Annotated in this window: 17 protein-coding genes; 10 read left to right on the top strand and 7 right to left on the bottom strand. The window is 30.6% G+C overall.

Annotated features, from left to right (window positions below; genetic code table 11):
• Positions 1–12 precede the first annotated feature (12 nt).
• The 5 genes from WAO74_RS07845 (at position 13) to WAO74_RS07825 (ending at position 5027) form a co-directional block, all read left to right on the top strand.
• On the top strand, positions 13–735 hold the full coding sequence (locus WAO74_RS07845; RefSeq protein ID WP_422160993.1) for a CDC27 family protein: 723 nt from the start codon (positions 13–15) through the stop codon (positions 733–735).
• Positions 736–860: 125 nt separating this feature from the next.
• Positions 861–2294 carry a M20/M25/M40 family metallo-hydrolase gene (locus WAO74_RS07840; protein ID WP_422160991.1) on the top strand — a complete coding sequence of 478 codons (1434 nt, stop codon included), beginning with the start codon at positions 861–863 and terminating at the stop codon, positions 2292–2294.
• Positions 2295–2423: 129 nt separating this feature from the next.
• The gene (locus WAO74_RS07835) at positions 2424–2660 is read left to right on the top strand and encodes a hypothetical protein (protein WP_422160989.1); all 237 of its coding nucleotides are present in this window, start codon (positions 2424–2426) and stop codon (positions 2658–2660) included.
• Between the two features lie 3 nt (positions 2661–2663).
• Positions 2664–4277, top strand: coding sequence for an amidohydrolase (locus WAO74_RS07830; RefSeq protein ID WP_422160987.1), 1614 nt, complete (start codon positions 2664–2666; stop codon positions 4275–4277).
• A 120-nt stretch (positions 4278–4397) separates the two neighbouring features.
• Positions 4398–5027 carry a TonB-dependent receptor gene (locus tag WAO74_RS07825; RefSeq protein ID WP_422160986.1) on the top strand — a complete coding sequence of 210 codons (630 nt, stop codon included), beginning with the start codon at positions 4398–4400 and terminating at the stop codon, positions 5025–5027.
• Positions 5028–5182: 155 nt separating this feature from the next.
• Here WAO74_RS07825 and trpA read toward each other — a convergent pair whose 3' ends face one another.
• The 7 genes from trpA to WAO74_RS07790 form a co-directional block, all read right to left on the bottom strand.
• Positions 5183–5950: a tryptophan synthase subunit alpha gene (trpA, locus tag WAO74_RS07820; protein ID WP_422160984.1), complete on the bottom strand. Its 768-nt coding sequence runs from the start codon at positions 5948–5950 to the stop codon at positions 5183–5185.
• 3 nt (positions 5951–5953) lie between these two features.
• Positions 5954–7138, bottom strand: a complete 1185-nt coding sequence (trpB, locus tag WAO74_RS07815) for a tryptophan synthase subunit beta (RefSeq protein WP_422160982.1) — start codon at positions 7136–7138, stop codon at positions 5954–5956.
• A 74-nt stretch (positions 7139–7212) separates the two neighbouring features.
• Positions 7213–7899, bottom strand: coding sequence for a phosphoribosylanthranilate isomerase (locus WAO74_RS07810; RefSeq protein WP_422160981.1), 687 nt, complete (start codon positions 7897–7899; stop codon positions 7213–7215).
• 149 nt (positions 7900–8048) lie between these two features.
• Positions 8049–8837: an indole-3-glycerol phosphate synthase TrpC gene (gene trpC, locus WAO74_RS07805; RefSeq protein ID WP_422160979.1), complete on the bottom strand. Its 789-nt coding sequence runs from the start codon at positions 8835–8837 to the stop codon at positions 8049–8051.
• 190 nt (positions 8838–9027) lie between these two features.
• The gene (gene trpD / locus WAO74_RS07800) at positions 9028–10020 is read right to left on the bottom strand and encodes an anthranilate phosphoribosyltransferase (RefSeq protein ID WP_422160978.1); all 993 of its coding nucleotides are present in this window, start codon (positions 10018–10020) and stop codon (positions 9028–9030) included.
• Positions 10021–10102: 82 nt separating this feature from the next.
• Positions 10103–10699, bottom strand: coding sequence for an anthranilate synthase component II (locus WAO74_RS07795; protein WP_422160976.1), 597 nt, complete (start codon positions 10697–10699; stop codon positions 10103–10105).
• 73 nt (positions 10700–10772) lie between these two features.
• On the bottom strand, positions 10773–12164 hold the full coding sequence (locus WAO74_RS07790) for an anthranilate synthase component I family protein (RefSeq protein ID WP_422160974.1): 1392 nt from the start codon (positions 12162–12164) through the stop codon (positions 10773–10775).
• A 635-nt stretch (positions 12165–12799) separates the two neighbouring features.
• Here WAO74_RS07790 and WAO74_RS07785 point away from each other — a divergent pair.
• The 5 genes from WAO74_RS07785 to WAO74_RS07765 all read left to right on the top strand — a co-directional run bounded on the left by WAO74_RS07785 (position 12800) and on the right by WAO74_RS07765 (position 21191).
• A complete protein-coding gene (locus tag WAO74_RS07785; RefSeq protein WP_422160973.1) occupies positions 12800–13051 on the top strand; it encodes a hypothetical protein in 252 nt (83 codons plus the stop codon).
• 66 nt (positions 13052–13117) lie between these two features.
• The gene (locus tag WAO74_RS07780) at positions 13118–14515 is read left to right on the top strand and encodes an amidase family protein (protein ID WP_422160971.1); all 1398 of its coding nucleotides are present in this window, start codon (positions 13118–13120) and stop codon (positions 14513–14515) included.
• Positions 14515–17850: a bifunctional amidotransferase subunit GatB/aspartate--tRNA ligase AspS gene (gene gatB/aspS, locus WAO74_RS07775; protein WP_422160970.1), complete on the top strand. Its 3336-nt coding sequence runs from the start codon at positions 14515–14517 to the stop codon at positions 17848–17850. The genes WAO74_RS07780 and gatB/aspS overlap by 1 nt, the downstream gene beginning before the upstream one ends.
• A gap of 283 nt (positions 17851–18133) precedes the next feature.
• On the top strand, positions 18134–20071 hold the full coding sequence (gene gyrB, locus WAO74_RS07770) for a DNA topoisomerase (ATP-hydrolyzing) subunit B (RefSeq protein WP_422160968.1): 1938 nt from the start codon (positions 18134–18136) through the stop codon (positions 20069–20071).
• A 112-nt stretch (positions 20072–20183) separates the two neighbouring features.
• Positions 20184–21191, top strand: a complete 1008-nt coding sequence (locus tag WAO74_RS07765; protein WP_422160966.1) for a DUF6588 family protein — start codon at positions 20184–20186, stop codon at positions 21189–21191.
• Positions 21192–21280: the final 89 nt, after the last annotated feature.

Raw genomic sequence — 21280 nt, 5'->3', positions numbered from 1 at the left:
TATATTTACAACATGTTTCTATATTATTTAACAATTGCTTTTCAGGTATTTTGCATTTATCATGCATATAAGAACAAAAGCAATTATTATTGGTACTTTATTATCTTTTTCATCCCTTTATTAGGTAGTATTGTCTATTTATTTATAAACGTTTTTAATAAAAGAGATATAGAAACGATTTCTGATGAGATTACCACGATTATCAATCCTACTAAAAAAATTAAAGATTTAGAAAAGCTGCTCGAGTTTTCAGATACTTTTCAAAACAAGGTTAATTTGGGTGATGCTTACTTAGAAAATAAAGATTTTAAAAGCGCAATCGATATCTATGAAAAAGCTTTGTTAAATAACAATTTTAAAAACGATCCTCACACAATTAATAAGCTCGTGTATTGCTATTTTAATATGGATAATTTTGAGAAAGTTATCGAAAATTCTAACAAAATTGATTTAAAAGCAGAATTTCTAAACACTTCTTTTTACCATGGTTTAGCCCTAGAAAAAACTGGAAAAATAGATGAAGCTGAATCTTTTTTAAAAAAAATTGATAAACGTTATACGAACTACGAAGAAAGACCAGAGCTTTCTAGATTTCTAATTAGAAGAAATAAAAAAAGCGAGGCCAAAGAACTTATAGAGGAAATAATTTCTGAAATAAAATCGATGCAAAAACCAAACTTCGTAAAACATCGTTTTTTTCTAACCAAAGCGCATAAAATTTTAGATGAACTTTAAAGGTTTTATTAATATACTATTTCATGGTTGCAAAGCTGTAAGACATGATGATCATATTCATTTTCAAATACTTTAATTTTTAATTTGATTTTCGTAGTTTTAAAGCTTATTAAAACCTATTTAAAATGAGAAAAATTATCTTCCTATTTTCAATCTCTTTCGTCATGCTGTCTTGTGATAAAAAAGAAGAAAAAGTTTTAGATTCTAATCAATTATCTTCAGAAGAAAAAATCGATTCCACAACTATTAAAACACTTTTTAATTCAGCTTTAACAGATGGAAAATCTTATGAGTGGCTAAGAGATTTAACTCAAAATGTTGGTGGAAGGTTATCTGGTTCTCCAGAAGCTCAAATGGCTGTGGAATGGGGAGAGAAATTGATGAAAGAAGTAGATTTAGACTCAGTTTGGTTGCAACCAGTTATGGTACCACATTGGGTTAGAGGCGAAAAAGAAATTGCAACTTACACATCTAATGGCGTTCAAAAAAATGTACCAATTTGTGCTCTAGGCTTTTCGATTGCAACTCCAGAATCTGGGGTTTTAGCAGAAGTTATAGAAGTAAAAAGCCTAGAAGAAGCAGAGGCTTTAGGAGATAAAATGGAAGGTAAAATTGTATTTTTTAATAGACCTTTTGATGATACTTTAATCAATACTTTTAGCGCTTATGGAGGTTGTGTAGATCAAAGAGTAAATGGGGCTGCAGTTTGTGGTAAATTTGGAGCAAAAGCAGTTATTGTGCGTTCTATGACAAATTCTATTGATGATTATCCTCACACAGGAACCATGAGCTATGGAGATTTACCAATAGAAAAATACATTCCAACAGCTGCTATTAGCAGTAGAGCTGCAGAAATATTAAGTACAGATTTAAAAGAAAATCCAAGTTTAAAATTCTACTTTAAACAAAATTGCGAAACTTTACCAGATGCACCTTCTTTTAATGTAGTTGGCGAAATTAGAGGTTCTAAAACTCCAGAGAACATTTTTGTGGTTGGTGGTCATTTAGATTCTTGGGATTTAGGCGAAGGGGCGCATGATGATGGAACTGGAGTTGTACATTCTTTAGAGGTTGCTTATTTATTCAAAAAAAATAACATCAAACCAAAAAACACTTTAAGAATTGTCTTTTTTATGAACGAAGAAAATGGCACAAGAGGTGCAAAAAAATATGCTGAATTGGCTATCTTAAATAAAGAAAATCATATTGGTGGTTTAGAATCTGATGCAGGTGGCCATACACCAAGAGGTTTTTCTATAGATGCAAATTCAATGAATACAGCGCTTTTACAAAGCTGGAAAAAATTACTTTCTCCTTATGGTTTGCACGATTTAGATAAAGGCGGTTCTGGTGCAGATATTAGTCCGTTAAAAGGAGAAAATGTGACTTTGGTCGGTTATAGACCAGACTCTCAAAGATATTTTGATTATCATCATACAAGTAGAGATACCTTTGATAAAGTGAATAAACGAGAATTGGAGCTAGGAAGTGCATCTATGGCTAGTATAATTTATTTAATGGATAAATATTTGTATTCAGACGCTCCAATAAAACCTTAAATTGTGGACATTTTAATTCTGATTTTAAAAATAGTTTACGGAGCATTTTTCTGCTTTGCAGGTATTATGCATTTCATAAGACCTAATTTCTTTAAACATTTTATTCCTGAATTTTTTTCAAAAAAATTAGTGAACTATATTGTTGGTTTTATTGAATTTTCTTTGGGTTTTGGAATTTTCTTTTCTGAAACTGTAAAAAATGCTTCTTTAGGTATTTTTATTTTACTAATATTACTTTTGCCAATCCATATTTGGGATCTTACTAAAACACGCCCAGCAATTGGATCAAAAAAACTTGCAATTATTAGAATTCCATTTCAATTTTTGTTGATGTATGGAGCATATTTAATATATAGTAATTCTTAAAGCATGAGAAAAATATTATTATTTTTTTTATTTTCTTTATTATTAGTTTCTTGTGGAAAAGAAACTGTAGACTTAATTGTTATCAATTCTAAAACTTATACTGTTAATGAGGATTTTTCTAAAGCTGATGCTTTTGCCATTAAAGATGGGAAATTTGTTGCAGTTGGCACAAATCAAGAAATTCAAGACAATTACCAATCTTTAGATACATTAGATGCGAAAGAGCAAATTATAATCCCTGGTATCATTGATGCACATTGCCATTTTTACAGATTAGGCCTACAGCAACAAAAAGTAGATTTAGAAGGCACCAAAAGTTATGATGAAGTTTTAGATACATTAGTTGCTTTCCAAAAGAGAAAAAATACTAATTTTATTACAGGTCGTGGATGGGATCAAAATGATTGGGAGGTTAAAGAATTTCCAACAAAGGAAAAATTAGATCAATTATTTCCAACAATACCTGTGGCAATTACTAGAGTAGATGGGCATGCTTTATTGGTAAATCAAGCAGCTCTAAATTTATCTAGCATAAATGAAAGCACACAGGTTTCAGGAGGTGAAATCATCAAAAAAAATGGTAGAATTACAGGGGTTCTAATTGATGCTGCTATGGACTTTATAAAAATTCCAGAACCTTCTACAGAAGAATCTATTCAGGCATTGTTAAATGCTCAAAAAATATGTTTCTCTTATGGTTTAACTACTATTGATGATGCTGGCTTAGACAAAACCACCATAGATTTAATAGATAATTTACAGAAAAATAATCGATTAAAAATGAGAATATACGCAATGGTTTCTGCAGATAAACAAGCTCAAATAGATTATTATATTAAAAAAGGTATTTATAAAACAGACAGGTTAAATGTACGTTCCTTTAAAGTTTATGGTGATGGAGCTTTGGGCTCTAGAGGTGCTGCAATGCGTCAACCATATTCGGATAGAGAAAATCATTATGGAGCATTAATTTTCCCACCAGAAAGATATCGTGAAATTGCTAAACAAATTGCTGCATCTGAATTTCAAATGAATACACATGCAATTGGCGATTCTGCAAATACTTGGTTATTAAAAATTTATAAGGAAGTTTTAAAGGACAAAGAAAATAAACGTTGGCGAATTGAACATGCCCAAATTATATCTAAATTAGATTTTCAAAATTTTAACAATATTTTACCCTCTGTCCAGCCTACACATGCAACATCAGATATGTATTGGGCAGAAGAAAGAATTGGAAAAGATCGAATGGCTGGAGCTTATGCATATCGAAATTTATTAAATAGATATGGTAAAATAGCCTTGGGCACAGATTTCCCTGTCGAAAAAGTTAATCCGTTTTTAACACTTTATGCAGCTACAAACAGGGTTGATTTAGAAGGTTTTCCTGAAGGAGGATTTCAAATGGAAAATGCTTTAAGAAGAGAGGAAGCGCTGAAAGGAATGACTATTTGGGCTGCCTATTCAAATTTTGAAGAAGAAGAAAAAGGCTCTATTGAAATCGGAAAATTTGCGGATTTTGTAATTTTAAATCAAGATATTATGAAGGTTGAAGGAAAAGAGCTACCTAAAACTAAAGCAATAGCCACCTATGTAAATGGAGAGAAAGTATATTAAATATTAACAAAATATTAATTCTTGTTTTAAGTAAAATTATCTTAAAATTCATAACTTAGTTCTATATATATATACTAATATAGTATCAATTTTATCTCAGAGTTTAACAAAGTTTAAAATATGAAAATCATTAAACCTTTATTTTTTTTATTTGCAATTGTTTTTTCTATTAATATTCTTGCACAAGAAAATAACAAAAAAGAAGAAATTAAACTTACTATTTTAGTGAAAGATGGCGAAGGTAATCCAGTACCAGGAGCAATTATACTTTTAGATGATGTAAACCAAAAAAGACTTACGAATGCAGCTGGTTACTTTAAAATAAAATTAGATAAAGCTCCAAAAATAATTGCAGCATTTTCGCAAGCTTTGGGAATTAAAAAAGTAGCTTACAAGAACAACGATAATATAATTATTAACATCATTCCGAATTTGGATACCTCAGAAATTGTAGTTAAAGATTTAAATTACAAAGATGATAATACCATTCAATTCAGAAACATTTACGATTATTTAAGAGGAAAAGTGTCTGGTGTATATATTACAGCAAACAATGGAATAACAATTAGAGGCTACAAACCAGGGAATAATAGGCCAATGTTTATTTTAAATGATAATCAAGTAGATGAAGCTACTTTTGCAAACATAGTTCCAACTACCATAAAATCCATTCAAGTTTATAAAGGCACAGAGACGTCAATATTTGGTGCTAGAGGTGTGAATGGTGTTATAAAAGTAACTACACTTTAGTATAATTAGTAAAATATTTAAAAAAGGTAATTTTTTTAAAAATTACCTTTTTTTTTATCTATTTTTTGACTGAATATAGAATTGTATTTACATGCTTTTATATAGAGCATTGATGTAAGTTTGAACAAAACTAAAGTTAAATAGTAATATTAAGTTTAAGCAATAATTGGTTTTATAAAAGAATCAATATTTCCAACTCCATTTTTACTTAAATCTTTTATAAAAGCAGAACCAATAATTGCTCCATTTGAATATTTACAAGCAGTCGTAAAAGTTGATTTATCAGAAATACCAAAACCAATAATTAACTTACTTTGTAAATTCATCGCTTTAATTCTTTCAAAATAAGCTATCTGTTGATTAGAAATTTCGCCTTTCGCTCCAGTAATTGAAGAAGAAGCAACCACGTATATAAAAGCTTTTGTGTATGAATCAATTCTATGAATCCTTTCTATTGATGTATTTGGTGTGATTAAAAAAACATTTGTCAATCCATATTTATCAAATAATTTTTGATAATGGTTTTCATACTCAATCATTGGTAAATCCGGAATTATTAATGTATCAATTCCGCATTCAATAACTTTCTTGCAAAACTTATCTTCACCATACTTTAACATTTGGTTTAAATATCCCATTAAAACCAAAGGAGTTTTATTGATGTTTTTAACAGTCATCAGCTGTTCAAAAATAACATCTAAATTAATTCCATTTTGTAAAGCTCTATGACTACTTTCTTGAATCGTTGGCCCATCAGCCAAAGGATCTGAATATGGTAAACCAACTTCAATAAAATCAACATTACTTTTTTCTAATGCTGATATAACTTTTGTGGTATCGTCTAAATTTGGATAACCACAAGTAAAATATATTGATAAAAGATTTTTATCTTTTTGTTGAAATAATTTTTGAAGTGAATTCATGGCTTAATCTTCTAAATGTTTAATGTAAGTTTCTAAATCCTTATCTCCTCTTCCAGATAAATTGATGACTACTACTTGATCTTTTCTTAGTTTCATTTTTGGTAAAACAGCCAATGCATGTGCAGTCTCTAAAGCAGGAATTATACCTTCTATTTTAGTTAGCTCAAAAGCGGCAGCTAAAGCTTCTTTATCTGTTGCATTCATAAAAACAGCTCTTTTACTTTCGTATAAAAAAGCGTGCAAAGGACCAACTCCAGGATAATCTAAGCCAGCAGAAATAGAATATGGCTCCACAATTTGTCCATATTTATCTTGCATTAAAATGGTTTTAGAACCATGTATAATTCCTACTTCTCCTAATTGAGAAGTTGCAGCACTTTCGCCTGAATTTACTCCCAATCCTGCAGCTTCTACTGCAATTAATTCTACATCTTCGTCATCCATGTAATGATAGAAAGCACCAGCAGCATTAGAGCCTCCACCAACACAAGCAATTATGGTATCAGGATTCTCTTTGCCTGTTTTTTCTTTTAATTGCCATTTCATTTCCTCAGAAATTATTGCTTGCAATCTAGCAACCATATCTGGATGAGGATGTGGCCCAACAACAGAACCAATTAAATAAAATGTATCAGGATTCTGAATCCAATATCTAATGGCTTCATTTGTAGCGTCTTTTAAAGTTTTAGAACCAGAAATTGCAGGTACCACTTTTGCTCCTAACATTTTCATTCTGGCAACATTTGGTGCTTGACGTACAATATCTTTTTCGCCCATAAAAACAGTACAATCTAAACCCATTAATGCACAAACGGTTGCTGTAGCAACTCCATGTTGCCCTGCACCTGTTTCTGCAATAATTTTAGTTTTACCCAATTTTTTTGCGATTAAAATTTGCCCAACAGTATTGTTAATTTTATGCGCTCCTGTATGATTTAGATCCTCTCGCTTTAAATAAATATGTGCACCATATTTTTCTGACAAACGTTTTGCAAAATATAAAGGTGTTGGACGACCAACGTATTCCTTTAATAACGATTTATATTCCGTTTGAAATTCTTCAGATTCGATAATTTGAATGTAATTATCCTCTAACTCTTTCACATTTGGATATAACAATTCTGGAATAAATGCGCCTCCAAATTGTCCAAAATATCCATTTTTGTCTGGGTGAAATTTTGATTTCATCTTTTTATGTTTATTTGTCATTGCGAGTCACGAAGCAATCTGTTCATTATAAATCGAAATTATTAATTAACAGATTACTTCACTTTGTTCGTAATGACGTCTTGTTTAAATTTATATAAATCTTCTATTTTCTTAACTCCTGGTTTGGTTTCAAATTTACTATTAACATCCAAACCATAAATTGGTAAATTTTGGTTTATCACTATTTGTAATTGTTCTACATCATCTAAGCCAATACCTCCACTTAAAAAGAACAGTTTTTTAAAAGGATAATTTTCTAAAACTCTCCAATCGAATTTTGTTCCATTCCCCCCTCTTTCTTTTCCTTTGGTATCGAATAAAAAATAGTCTACAACCTCTAAATAAGGTTCTAAAGCATCAAAATTAAAATCATCTTTTATTCCAAAAACCTTAATTATTTCTACAGATAAGTCAGAAATTTTATGTTTATTTTTTTCTTTTTTTATTTGCCTATTCTCTTCAATAAACAAAGCTCTTCTCTCTGCTAAAAGAGATTTTAATTGCGTAATATATTCAACAGTTTCATCTCCATGTAACTGAATTGCATCTAGCTGATATTCCTCAACCAAAGAAATTACAATCTCTAAATATTCATTTACAAAAACCCCTGTTTTCTTAATAGATTTTGAAAATTCTGGAATAATGCCTTCAAAGTTTCTTTTAGATTTTTCATAGAAAATAAAGCCCAAATAGTCAGGTTGCAATGCTGCAACTTCTTGGATATTTTCTGTGAATTTCATTCCGCAAACTTTTAGTTTCAGAGCCCCTGTTTCCCCAAAGGCGAATACACGTGAGTTAGTTTGTGTTTTATGTTGTTCTTTTTTATTCATTTTTAATTTTCTCAACAGTGAGAGTTCTCCTCTTTTGGAGGAGTTAGAGGAGGCTTCTTTTATCTAATTTGACTGATAAATTCTTTACAAGCTTCTCCTGGGTTCTCTTCTTTCATAAAACTTTCACCAATTAAAAAACCGTGAAATCCAAACTCTTTTAATCCTGTAATAATTTTAGGATCAGAAATACCACTTTCTGAAATTTTTACACAAGTATCTGGAATTTGATTTGCTAACTTTATAGAATGCTCTAAATCAACTTCGAAAGTCTTTAAATTTCGGTTATTAATTCCGATAATCTTGTTATCTAAATCATTAATTTTATCTAAATCTTCTTTTGTATGCACTTCATACAAAACTTCTAAACCTAAATCTTTTGCTAGGTTTCCATAGTTTTTTAATTCTAATGATGTTAAGCAAGATGCAATTAATAAAATTACGTCTGCACCAATTGCTTTGGCCTCCACAATTTGAAAACCATCCACTACAAAATCTTTTCTTAAAATAGGCTTGTATTGATTGATAACTCTTGCCTGCATTAAATCTGCCATGGTTCCACCAAAAAAAGAAGTATCTGTTAAGATAGATTGTGCAGCTACATTTGCATCTAAATATCCATTGGTTACCTCTGCAATAGTTACTTTGTCATTGATGATTCCTTTCGAAGGCGATTGACGTTTAAACTCGGCAATTATTCCTGTTGATCTAACTTCTAACAAAGATTTTTTTAAAGAAAATGGTGTTCTTTTAAATGCAGGGCTTTCTACCAATTTTTTAACAGGAACTTCTGCTTTTAATTTAGCAACTTCCTTTTTTTTAAATGCGATTATTTTATCTAAAATTGTCATTTTAAGTATTACAAAATTTTAATTATGATATTTTTTATTTCTATATTTCAAAAAAAAGTAAACAATAACGCCAACTATTAAACCAGTAACAGAATCCCTAAAAAGATTCTTTGTCTGAACGCCAATTGCAGTTCCCATCAATAAAAATGCTGGGATTATTAGAATTAAATTATTCTTCTTTTTTGTCATTTTATAAACTTGTTAACTTGTATAAAGTTTGTTTGGCTTTTAATCCAAAAAGCGAATCTTTTGCTTGTTCAAAAGCAGTTTCGAAACTTTTTGAATCATCAATAATTGTTAAGGCAAACGCAGCATTTGTTAGCACTACATTATTTTGAGCCTCTGTTCCTTTTCCGTCAATAATCGTTTTAAAAATTTTTGCTGCATCAGAAACAGAATTTCCTCCTAAAATTTCTGATTGATGAATTCTTTTTTGTCCTAAATCTTCTGGATTTATAATTTGCTCACCATTTTTAGTGAAGAATTTAAATCCACTTGTTAACGAAATTTCATCATAACCATCTATGGCATGGATAATTCCGTAATTGATATTTTCTTCATCTTGTAAAATATAATTGTACAAACGTGCAACTTCTAAATTAAAGGTTCCTAGCATGTGGTTTTTGGGCGAACTTGGGTTTACCAAAGGCCCTAAAATGTTAAAAAAAGTTTTTAGAGCCAACGCTTTTCTTGTTGGTCCAACAGCTTTCATTGCTGGATGAAATTTTGGGGCGTGTAAAAAACAGATATTAGCTTTCTCTAAATGCTCTTTTAAAATGTTTTCATCATTGGTAAATTGATACCCAAAACTTTCTAACATATCAGACGAACCAGATTGTGAAGAGACAGAGTAATTGCCATGTTTTGCTACTTTCTGACCTGTTCCTGCAACAATAAAGGATGTTAAGGTTGAGATGTTAAAAGTATCTTTTCCATCACCACCAGTTCCAACAATATCAATGGTATTGTAATCAGAAAAATCTACTTTTATTGCTAATTCTTTTAAAGCATTTCTAAAACCAGAAAGTTCATCTGCTGTAATTGGACGCATCATAAAAACAGTCATAAATGATGCTAAATGGGCATCATTGTGTTTTTCAGCAGCAATATCAATTAAGATTTGTTTTGCTTCTGATTTAGACAATCTTTCGTGATTATATAATCTGTTTAAAATATCTTTCATTATCCCCTATTAATTTCCCCAAAGGGGAAAACACTCTTGTGTTAATATCTATATTTATTCTCTTTCTTTTTTCATAAACTTGCTACTTCTTCCCTTTGGGAAGATTGAGATGGGAATTAATAAAATTGGCAACTAATTGCTCACCAACATCCGTTAAAATAGATTCTGGATGAAATTGAACCGCAGAAATTGGAAATACTTTATGTTCAATTGCTTGAATTAATCCATCTTCGTCTCTTGCAGTTACTTGGATTTCTTCTGGGAAACCTTTATCTGTTGCTGCCCAAGAGTGATAACGAGCTGCTAAAAATACTTCTGGAACATCTTTAAAGATTGTTGCATTTTTATCTGTTACTCTCATTTCTGTGGCAACTCCATGAAAAACTTCATCAAGATTAATAATTGTTCCTCCAAAAACTTCAGTAATTGCTTGTAAACCCAAACAAACTCCAAATATTGGTTTAATACCTGCATAGGTTTTTATGACATCTTTTAAAATTCCTGCTTCGTCTGGAATCCCAGGTCCTGGAGATAACATGATCATATCATAATTTCCAACATCCTCAATACTAATTTCGTCATTTCTAAAAACCGCAGGAAAATTTCCTGTGATTTTCTCAACCATATGAACTAGGTTGTAAGTAAACGAATCGTAATTATCTAATATTAATATTTTCATCTTTTATTGAAAAATTGAATGATTAAATAATTTAAAAATTCTTGAATCTTTAAATCTTAAATCTTTTAATAATTTATATATTCTCCGCTAAAATCAAAGCTTTTTTTAACGCTGCTAATTTATTATTTACTTCTTGTAATTCTTTTTCTTCATCTGAATGAATCACAATCCCTGCTCCTGCTTGATAATACAATATGTTATTTTTACTTACAAAAGAGCGAATTGCAATTGCCAAGTTTACAGAACCATCTAGACCAATAATTCCTACTGCTCCTCCATAAAACCCACGAGATTGATTTTCATACGTATCAATTAATTGCATAGCCTTGTATTTTGGTGCACCACTTAAAGTTCCTGCAGGGAAAGTATCGCCCACAATTTCTATAGGGTTTCCTTTTAGCTGACCAGAAACTGTAGATACTAAATGAATTACATGACTAAAATATTGCACCTCTTTAAAAACATCCACAGTAACATTATTTGCGTGTTTACTTAGATCGTTTCGAGCCAAATCTACCAACATTACATGTTCTGCGGTTTCCTTTTTATCTGCAGATAGTTTTTTACCTAACTGAATATCCTTGGCCATATCTCCAGTTCTTCGAAAAGTACCAGCAATTGGATTGATAGTTGCTTTTCCTCCAGAAATCTTAATCTGTGCTTCAGGTGATGAACCCATCAATTTAAAAGAACCATAATCAAAATAAAACAAATAAGGTGATGGATTTATAGATCGTAAAGCCCTGTATACATTAAATTCATCTCCTTTAAATTTTTGCTGAAATTGGCGTGATAAAACCAATTGAAAAACATCTCCACGTTTACAATGTAATTTTGCTTTTCTTACATACTCTATAAATTCGTCTCCTTTTACATTAGATGTTTCATCGCCAACAATCTCAAACTTTTGTGTATTAAAAGCCTGTGCATCAATAATTTTCTGAATTTCTTTTATTCGAGATTCTGTGCCTTCCTCAATATTTTCTATCAATGTCATTTCATCATTAAAATGATTAATGGCAATAATAAATCTGTAAAAACTGTATTGCAATAAGGGAATTGCAGATGGAGCTTCTTTAACTTTTAACTCAATATTTTCGAAATACTGAACTGAATCATAAGTTGTATAACCATAAAATCCGTTAAAAGATTTTAATTCTGCTGGGCAATCCAACTCAATTTTTTTACTATAATTTTCGAAAATTGAATTAAAATTTCTTGCTATTTTTTTATTTTCTAATGCAACTCCTTTATGCGAAAAACTTAAATAATGGTTTTCTGCTTTAATCGAAACCACAGGCTCAATAGCAATAAATGTAAAACTTTCGTCTTTACTATGATAATCTGAACTTTCTAATAAAAGTGTATTTGCATAAGTATCTCTAAAACGCAAATACAAACCTACAGGAGTTATGGTATCTGCAATTTTGGTTTTAAAGATTGCTTTAAATTTTATATTTTTCATTTTTTTGAATTGAAAAAGGCTTATCGTGAGATAAGCCTTTTTTTATATTTATAACATATATAGGTTTTTTTCTCACTTTATTGATTAAGAGAGTTCCACCACCAAGAAATGTTTTGAGTTCTTTTCATTGAGCTACAAATGTAGAAAGGGTTTTTTATTTGAGCAAGTTTTATTTTACCTTTTTTAAAAGGTAAATAATTCACAAAAAAAAATAAATCAATCGATTTCGTGCTTTCAGTAAAGTATTAAATATTAAATATAGGTTACAGATTAAAACATATTAACAATAATCTATTTAAAATAAGAATTAAAAATGGTTTTTTTGTGCTTCCAAACGTATGTTTGATTTGAGATTACTGAATTAATGAAAGCACCAATGATTTAGAAATTAAATTATTGGTGCTTTGTTTGAAAAGAAAATAAAAACCTTGCAGACAAAACAATTCTATATATATTTGTAACTAGTATTAAAAGAAACTGAATTCAGTTCAGAATAATTATGAAACATAACATGAACAATAATAACATCAATAATCCTAATTTATTAGGATAGGAAGGTTATTATTTAAAATATACATAAAGCCTTCCGAAATCGGAAGGCTTTTTTTAATTAAAAATATAACATGAATAAAATAATGACAGTAGACATATTGTCTAGTATTAAAGGAGCAAAGCCATCTGAAGCTGTAAATAATTTATTTGAAGTAATTAAAAATGCGAACACAGTAAATGATCATTCATTTAACAATAAAAATACTGTAACCTTGGATAATTTAAGAGAAGATATTGTCATTGATAGTTCACAAATGGAAAAACAAATCATCATCGAAAACTTTCCACAAGAAAAAAACGGCTATTTAGTTGTGGCAAAAGTGATAGAAGAATAAAAAATAGTTTTTAGTTGTTGGTTTTTAGTTGTTAGTTAATAACAACAAGGCTAAAAAATAAAATATATGAGTAAAATTAGAGAAATCCACAATCAACTTAAAAACAAGGAAATTTCTTGTTTAGAATTGGTAAGAGAACGTTTGGATTTATTAAAAAAGAACACACACAATACAGTCAATTCACTTTTAGAAGAAACTGCACTAAACTTGGCAAAAAAAGTAGATACTAAAATTGCAAATGGCGAAGAAATTGGTTTATTAGAAGGAATTCCTTTTGGTATAAAAGACGTTTATATGTTGCAAGGCACTTTAGCTACAGCAAGTTCAGATTTACTAAAAAACTACAAATCGCCTTATACAGCAACTGCCATTCAGAAATTATTAGATGCTGGAGCAATTCCCTTAGTTAAAGAAAACTGCGATAGTTTTGGTCATGGTTCATCATCGGAAAATACCATTTTTGGCGCAGTAAAAAACGCTATAAATACTGATTTAGTTGGTGGAGGTTCTTCTGGTGGTTCTGCTGTAAATGTTGCCAAAGATTATACCATTTTTTCCATTGGTGGAGATACAGGAGGTTCAATTCGTCAACCTGCAGGTTATAATCATGTCTTTGGAATGAAACCTACTTATGGAAGAATTTCAAGATTTGGTTTAATGGCTTATGCATCTTCTACAGATTGTGTTGGACCCATTGCAAAATCGATAGAAGATATCAGAATTGTTTTAAATGCCATGAGTGGCAAAGATGCGAAAGATCAAACTACTTATCAATCTAAAACAATTTCTGAAGAAAGTATTTTAAATTCTGATAAAATAAAAACGGTTGGATACTTTAAAAATTTCATTAATTCTAATGCTATCAATCCTAAAGTTAAAGCAGATTTTTTAGCATCCATAGAAAAAATTAAAGCGAAAGGAATTGAAGTGAAAGAATTAGATTTCTTTGAATCGGACACGTTGGTTTCTACTTATTATACTTTGGCAATGGCTGAAACTGCATCAAATTTATCAAGATTAGATGGCACCAATTATGGCAATAGAATGGAAGGTGATAATTTAAAAGACACCTATTCTATTACACGTTCAGAAAATTTTTCTGAAGAAACAAAAAGAAGAATTGTGGGTGGAAATCAAGTTTTATCTCAAGGTTTTTCTGATGAAATTTATTTAAAAGGATTGAATTTAAGGGATCAAATTTCTGGTAATTTTGAAAAAGATTTTAAAGAAGTTGATGTTATTTTATCACCTGTAACACCTTCTACTCCGCCTAAAATTGGCGATAGCTTAAAAGATCCTTTAGCAATGTATTTATCTGATGCTTATACTGTTGGATTTAGTTTAGGGCAATTACCAACGCTTACAATTCCTAAAGGCACTGAAACTGGTTTACAAATAACAGCCGCTAAAAATAATGACGAACTTGTTTTGCAATTCGCTAATTTCTTAAATGATTTGATATAATGGAACTAGAGAAATTAAATGACTTACTAAAAAAACACGATTTAGAACTGGTAATCGGTTTAGAAACTCATGTTCGTTTAAACACAAAATCGAAATTATTTTGTTCATGTGCAAACGAAGAAACAGAACAACCAAACACCAATATATGTTCGGTTTGTACTGGGCAAATGGGTGTTTTACCATCTATAAATAAAGAAGCAATTACCAAGGCTATTTATTTTGGAAAAGCTGTAAAATCTACTTTTCAAAATGAAGTAATTTCTTGGGATCGTAAACACTACGAATATCCTGATAACCCAAAAAATATTCAAATAACACAGTTTCATAACCCTGTTATTCCTGATGGACAAGTTTCTTGTTTTAGAAATGATGGAAGTCAGTTTACTGTGAATTTAACGCAAGTTCATATAGAGGAAGATGCAGCAAAATTGATGCACGAAAAGAAAATTTCTTTAGTCGATTTTAACAAAGCAGGAGTTCCTTTAATTGAAATTGTTACAGAACCTTGTATCAGAAATATTGAAGATGCATCAACCTATGCACAATATATTCAGAGAATTGTTCAGAATTTAAAAATATCCGAAGCAAACCTTGAAAAAGGAGAATTTAAAAGTGATGTTTCTGTGTCACTTAGAAAAAAACATACATACAATTTAAACCCAAGAACAGAAATTAAAAACTTGAATTCGTTTAAGTTTATGGTGGAGGCTTTAAAGGAAGAAATTGAAAAACAAATTACCTATTATTTAGATAACAAAGAGTTTAGACCAGACCAAACAACGGTTTTATGGGATGCAGATTTAAAGCAAACCAAAACTATGCGTAAAAAGGAATTTGAAGCGGATTACAGATTTATTTCTGAACCAGATTTGCCTTTCGTAAACATAAAAAATGTAGTTGAGAGTATTGATGTTGATATCAGTTCTTTGCCTTTTGCAGTAGAATCTATTTTGATAAAAGGTGGAGTTTTACCACAAGATGCAAAGTTTTTTACGGCTGATTCTTTGCGTTCTGAAACTTTCATTTCTATTAATAATGTAATTAAAGATCCGTCTTTTGTTGCCAAAACTTTGGTGAATAATATAAATGCAGACGAATATAAAGATATTCATGATGTCGATCATTTAACAGAAATTTTTCAACTTTTTAAAGCAGAAAAAATAACAGCTGTTTTGGTTCAGAATGCAATTATAAATTACTTAAAAGATAGAAAATTCGATTATAACAAGTATTTTGAAGATAATACAATTTCTGAAGAAAAAATTAAGTTAGCTGTTTTACAAGTAATTGCAGAAAATGAAGCCATTGCCAATGACATTAAAGCAGGGAACCAAGGAAAAGCAGGAATTCTTGTTGGTAAGGTAATTGCCATTATTGGTAAAGGTGCTTCTGGAAAAGTGATTCGACAAGGAATTTTGGACGCTATTAGCGAAAATTCGGCCTATAATAATTCTCCTTTAAAAATTAATGAAAAGCCAAAGGCAAATAGCCAAAAGCAAACAGCTAAAAACGAGGAGGAATTAAAAAAAACTCCAATCATCATAAAAGAAACCTACAGAACACATAAAGTTTCACAATTATCAGAAACTTCCATTAAAGAAAAAGTAACTTTAGCTGGCTGGGTTTCTAGTGTAAGAGATCATGGAGAATTAATTTTTATTGATTTGCGCGATTCTAGCACAGAAATTTTACAAGTACGTTTAAGCAGAGAAACCTTCCCTAATTTAGACGAATTGGTAAAATTAAAACCAGAAACTGTAATTATGGTGACTGGTTTTGTGGTTCAGCGTAAAGAAGATGATTACAATGCAGGTTTAAGAACAGGTAAAATTGAATTAGAAACATCAACTTTAGAAATTTTAAACTTATCTAAAACATTGCCTTTTGAAATAAAAAGAGCAATGAAAACCAATGAAACAACTCGTTTTCAGTATAAATTTTTAGACCACAGAAATGAGGATGTTCGCAAAGCAATTGTAAACAGACACAAAGTAATTAAATTATTGCGTGATATTTTAGATAAAGAAGAATTTTTAGAAATAGAAACTCCGATTTTAACTGCTGGTACAGATGAAGGTGCAAGAGAATTTATTGTACCCACCAGAAAACAGGCAGGTTCTTTTTATACTTTACCTCAAGCTCCTCAGCAATTCAAGCAAATGTTAATGGTAGGTGGTTTTGAGAAATATTTCCAGATTGCACGTTGTTTTAGAGATGAAGATTCTAGAGGAGACAGACAACCAGAATTTACACAATTAGATATTGAAATGGCGTATGCAAGTATGCAGGAAATCATTAATTTAAACACAAAAATGTTTAATGAAGTGGTTACTAAAATCTATGGTAAAAAATGGATTTTACATCCTTTTGAAGTAATTACCTATAAAAACGCGATGGACAAATATGGTTGTGATAGACCAGATTTACGTTTTGGTTTGCAAATGCAAGACATCACAAATATTGTAAAAGAAACTACTTTTCAAGTTTTTAGCAAACCTATTGAAGAAGGTGGAATTGTAAAATGCATAAAAGTTTCTGCCAAAGAACAAGGTAAAAGCAGAATGTCTAAAGGACAAATAGAAAATTTAACTGCCATTGCTCAACAAAATGGTTTGGGTGGTTTGGCATATATTATCGTTAATGAAAACGATTTACAATCGCCAATAATTAAGTTTTTAGGGGAAGAAATAGCAGCAAACATTATTAAAGCAGCTGATGCCAAAGTTGGTGATATCGTATTTTTCTCAGCAGCAGATTATGCAACTGCTAACAAAGCTTTGGATGCTGTTCGTCAAGAAATGGGAAAAATCTTAAAGTTGATAAACCCTAAAGAACTAAGACCAGCTTGGGTTGTAGATTTCCCAATGTTCGAAAGAACAGAAGAAGGCAGATGGACTTTTACACATAATCCGTTTTCCATGCCAGCAATTTACGATTTAGAAAAGCACATGAATAATAATGATACCCAAATTGGAACTATTATTGCGCAGCAATATGATTTAATTTTGAACGGTTATGAAATTGGTGGAGGTTCAGTTCGTGCTCACAAAGCAGAAATTTTAGAAGCAACCTATAAAAATATGGGTTACAATAAAGAAGAAATGCTAAAAAGTGTTGGAACTATGTACAAAGCGTTTCAATATGGAGCACCACCTCATGGAGGAATTGCATGGGGAATAGACAGGTTAATGATGATTTTAGAGAAAAAAGTTTCGATTAGAGAAGTTATGGCTTTCCCAAAAACAGGAACCTCTGAAGATTTATTATTTAATGCACCTTCTATTTTATCTGATAAAAAAGTGGAAGAAATGAATGTAAAAATTATAAGGAAATAGAATAATAAACATCTTTTTTAAGAAAACATAATTTAAAAAATCTCACTTCTGTGAGATTTTTTTGTTTTATTAAAATTATACAATATTAAAAATTTTAAAAATCAGAAATAAAACCCTTTTTAAGCGATTTAAGACACTTTTACGTTTTTAACAAATGTTGATAATTTTGACATTAAATTGGTAAAAACACTTTAAAATCAACTCGAAAATTGTAAATTTGGATTTACAAAACTTGTATTCTATTCAAGTTTTATCAACCTTAAATAAATAATTTACATTTATAATGAGCGAAGAAATTAAAAAAGAATATGATGCCTCCAGTATTCAGGCATTAGAAGGAATGGAGCATGTTAGAATGCGTCCTTCAATGTACATTGGAGATGTTGGTATACGTGGTTTGCATCATTTAGTTTATGAAGTTGTAGATAACTCTATTGATGAAGCAATGGGTGGTTATTGTGACACTATTAATGTTACCATTAACGAAGATAATTCTGTTACCACCAAAGATAATGGACGTGGAATTCCTGTGGGAATTCACAAAAAAGAAGGAGTTTCTGCATTGCAAGTTGTAATGACAAAAATAGGTGCAGGAGGTAAATTTGATAAAGATTCTTATAAAGTTTCTGGAGGTTTGCATGGTGTGGGTGTTAGTTGTGTAAATGCATTATCTGAACATTTAACAGCAACCGTTCATAAAGAAGGGAAAGTTTGGCAGCAAGAATATTCTAAAGGAAAAGCTTTGTATCCTGTAAAAACGGTTGGTGAAACTGATTTTACTGGTACTATTGTTACTTTTTTGCCAGATAAATCAATTTTTCAGCAAACAACTGTCTATAATTACGAAACACTCGCAACTCGTATGCGAGAATTAGCATATTTAAATAAAGGAATTACCATTACTTTAACCGATAAAAGAACTACAGATGATGAAGGTAATTTTCCTACAGAAATTTTTCATAGTGATGAAGGTTTACCAGAATTCATTAAATATTTAGATTCTACAAGAGAGCAATTAATTGCCAATGTAATTTCTATGGAAGGTGAAAAAAATGGCATTCCTGTAGAAGTCGCTATGGTGTATAATACATCTTACGCAGAGAATTTACATTCTTATGTAAACAACATCAACACACATGAAGGAGGTACACATTTAGCTGGTTTTAGACGTGGTTTAACAAGCACATTAAAAAAATACGCAGATGATTCTGGCTTACTAAAAAATGTAAAATTTGAAATAGCTGGTGATGATTTTAGAGAAGGTTTAACTGCAATTATTTCTGTAAAAGTACAAGAACCTCAATTTGAAGGACAAACAAAAACCAAATTAGGTAACAGAGAAGTTACATCTGCAGTTTCTCAGGCAGTTTCAGAAATGTTAACAGATTATTTAGAGGAAAATCCTAATGATGCTAAAATCATTGTTCAGAAAGTAATTTTAGCAGCAACAGCCAGACATGCAGCACGTAAAGCCAGAGAAATGGTACAACGTAAAACGGTTATGTCTATTGGTGGTCTGCCTGGAAAATTATCTGACTGTTCAGAAACAGACCCTGCACAATGTGAAATTTTCTTAGTTGAGGGAGATTCTGCAGGTGGAACTGCAAAACAAGGTAGAGACAGAAACTTTCAAGCAATTTTGCCTTTAAGAGGTAAAATTTTGAACGTTGAAAAAGCGATGCAACATAAGGTTTTTGAGAATGAAGAAATCAAAAACATGTATACAGCATTAGGTGTTTCTATTGGTACAGAAGAAGATCCAAGAGCCTTAAATTTAACGAAAGTACGTTATCATAAAGTAGTTATTATGTGTGATGCAGATGTAGATGGCTCTCACATTGCAACATTAATTCTTACTTTTTTCTTTAGATATATGAGAGAAATGGTTGAGCAAGGTTATATTTATATTGCAACTCCTCCTTTGTATTTAGTTAAAAAAGGACAAAAAAGAGAATATGCTTGGGATGACAATCAACGTGATTTAATCGCTCATCAAATGGGAGGTTCTGTTACTATTCAACGTTATAAAGGTCTTGGAGAAATGAACGCAGAACAGCTTTGGGATACAACTATGAATCCTGAATTTAGAACTTTGCGTAAAGTTGTTATCGATAGTGCAACTGAGGCAGACAGAGTTTTTTCTATGTTAATGGGAGATGACGTACCACCAAGAAGAGATTTTATTGAAAGAAATGCTAAATATGCGAATATAGACGTATAACAAAAATTAAGAATATAATAATATACACACTACTTTTACAAGAAGTGTGTATTTTTTTTTATATTCGCTTTGTAAATATTATTGAAAACAAATTCTAACCAAAACAAAAAAAATGAAAAAGTATATTTTAATTTTTATAGGAATTGTAGCAATCTCTATAAACACAAAAGCACAAGATGGCTTTGAAGGCTATTTATTAGCTGGTGACGCTGATAGATCTAAATTAACTGAAGCATACATTAATCCTGCAATGAAAGGTTTAATCTATGGAATGAATAGTGGATGGTATCACACAGCCAAAGTTCATAAAACATTTGGTTTTGACATATCTATTGGCGTAAATGCATCTTTTATCCCATCAACTGATGAGATATTTACGCTATCAGGTTTGACATCTATAAATCAACCAACAGGTTCAATTACAGCTGCAACAGTTGGAGGCTCAGAAAACACATCCCCTCTTACAACAGTAAACTTTGTAGAAAATGGAGTAACTTATAGTACTACTTTTAACGCTCCTGGAGGTATTAAAGAAAGCTTACCTTTAAATGCTGTTCCTGCACCTGCTGTGCAAGTAAGTTTAGGATTACCAGCGAAATTTGAAGTGAGTGTTCGTTATTTGCCTAAAGTTGGTCAAGAAGATGTAAAAGCAGGTCTTTTTGGTATTGGTTTGAAAAAAGAAATTACAGATTGGTTTGGTCCTTTAGGAAAAACACCACTTCATGTATCCTTATTAGCATCATACACAAATATGAATGTTGACTATGACATTCAAAGTAGTGGAAGCATTACTACTAACAATGGTTTAGCTGCTTTTAAATTAAATGCTTATACGTTTCAAGCAATCGCTTCTTTGAACTTCCCAATAATAAATATTTATGGAGGACTTGGATATGGTTCTGGAAACTCCTCATTATCAATGACTGGAGATTATACCCTAAACTATAATAACTTACAGTCAAGAACAATTTCAAATCCTTTAGACTCAAACTTTAATGCTGGAAGTTTTAGAACTACTGCAGGTGTAAGACTTAGCCTAGCTTTTTTCAAAATTTTTGCAGATTACACATTGCAAGAATATAACACATTAAATGCTGGAATTGCATTTAGTATTAGATAAATAAGAAAAAAATATATGAAAGACATCCTTCTTTGGATGTCTTTTTTTTTGTTTTTAATCCTACTTTATTTTGAATAATTTACCTTATT

This window comes from Polaribacter sp., assembly GCF_049276715.1.
Classification (GTDB): domain Bacteria; phylum Bacteroidota; class Bacteroidia; order Flavobacteriales; family Flavobacteriaceae; genus Polaribacter.
The sequence above is the reverse complement of the archived record's forward strand: the minus strand, read 5'-3'. Positions and strand labels throughout refer to the sequence as shown.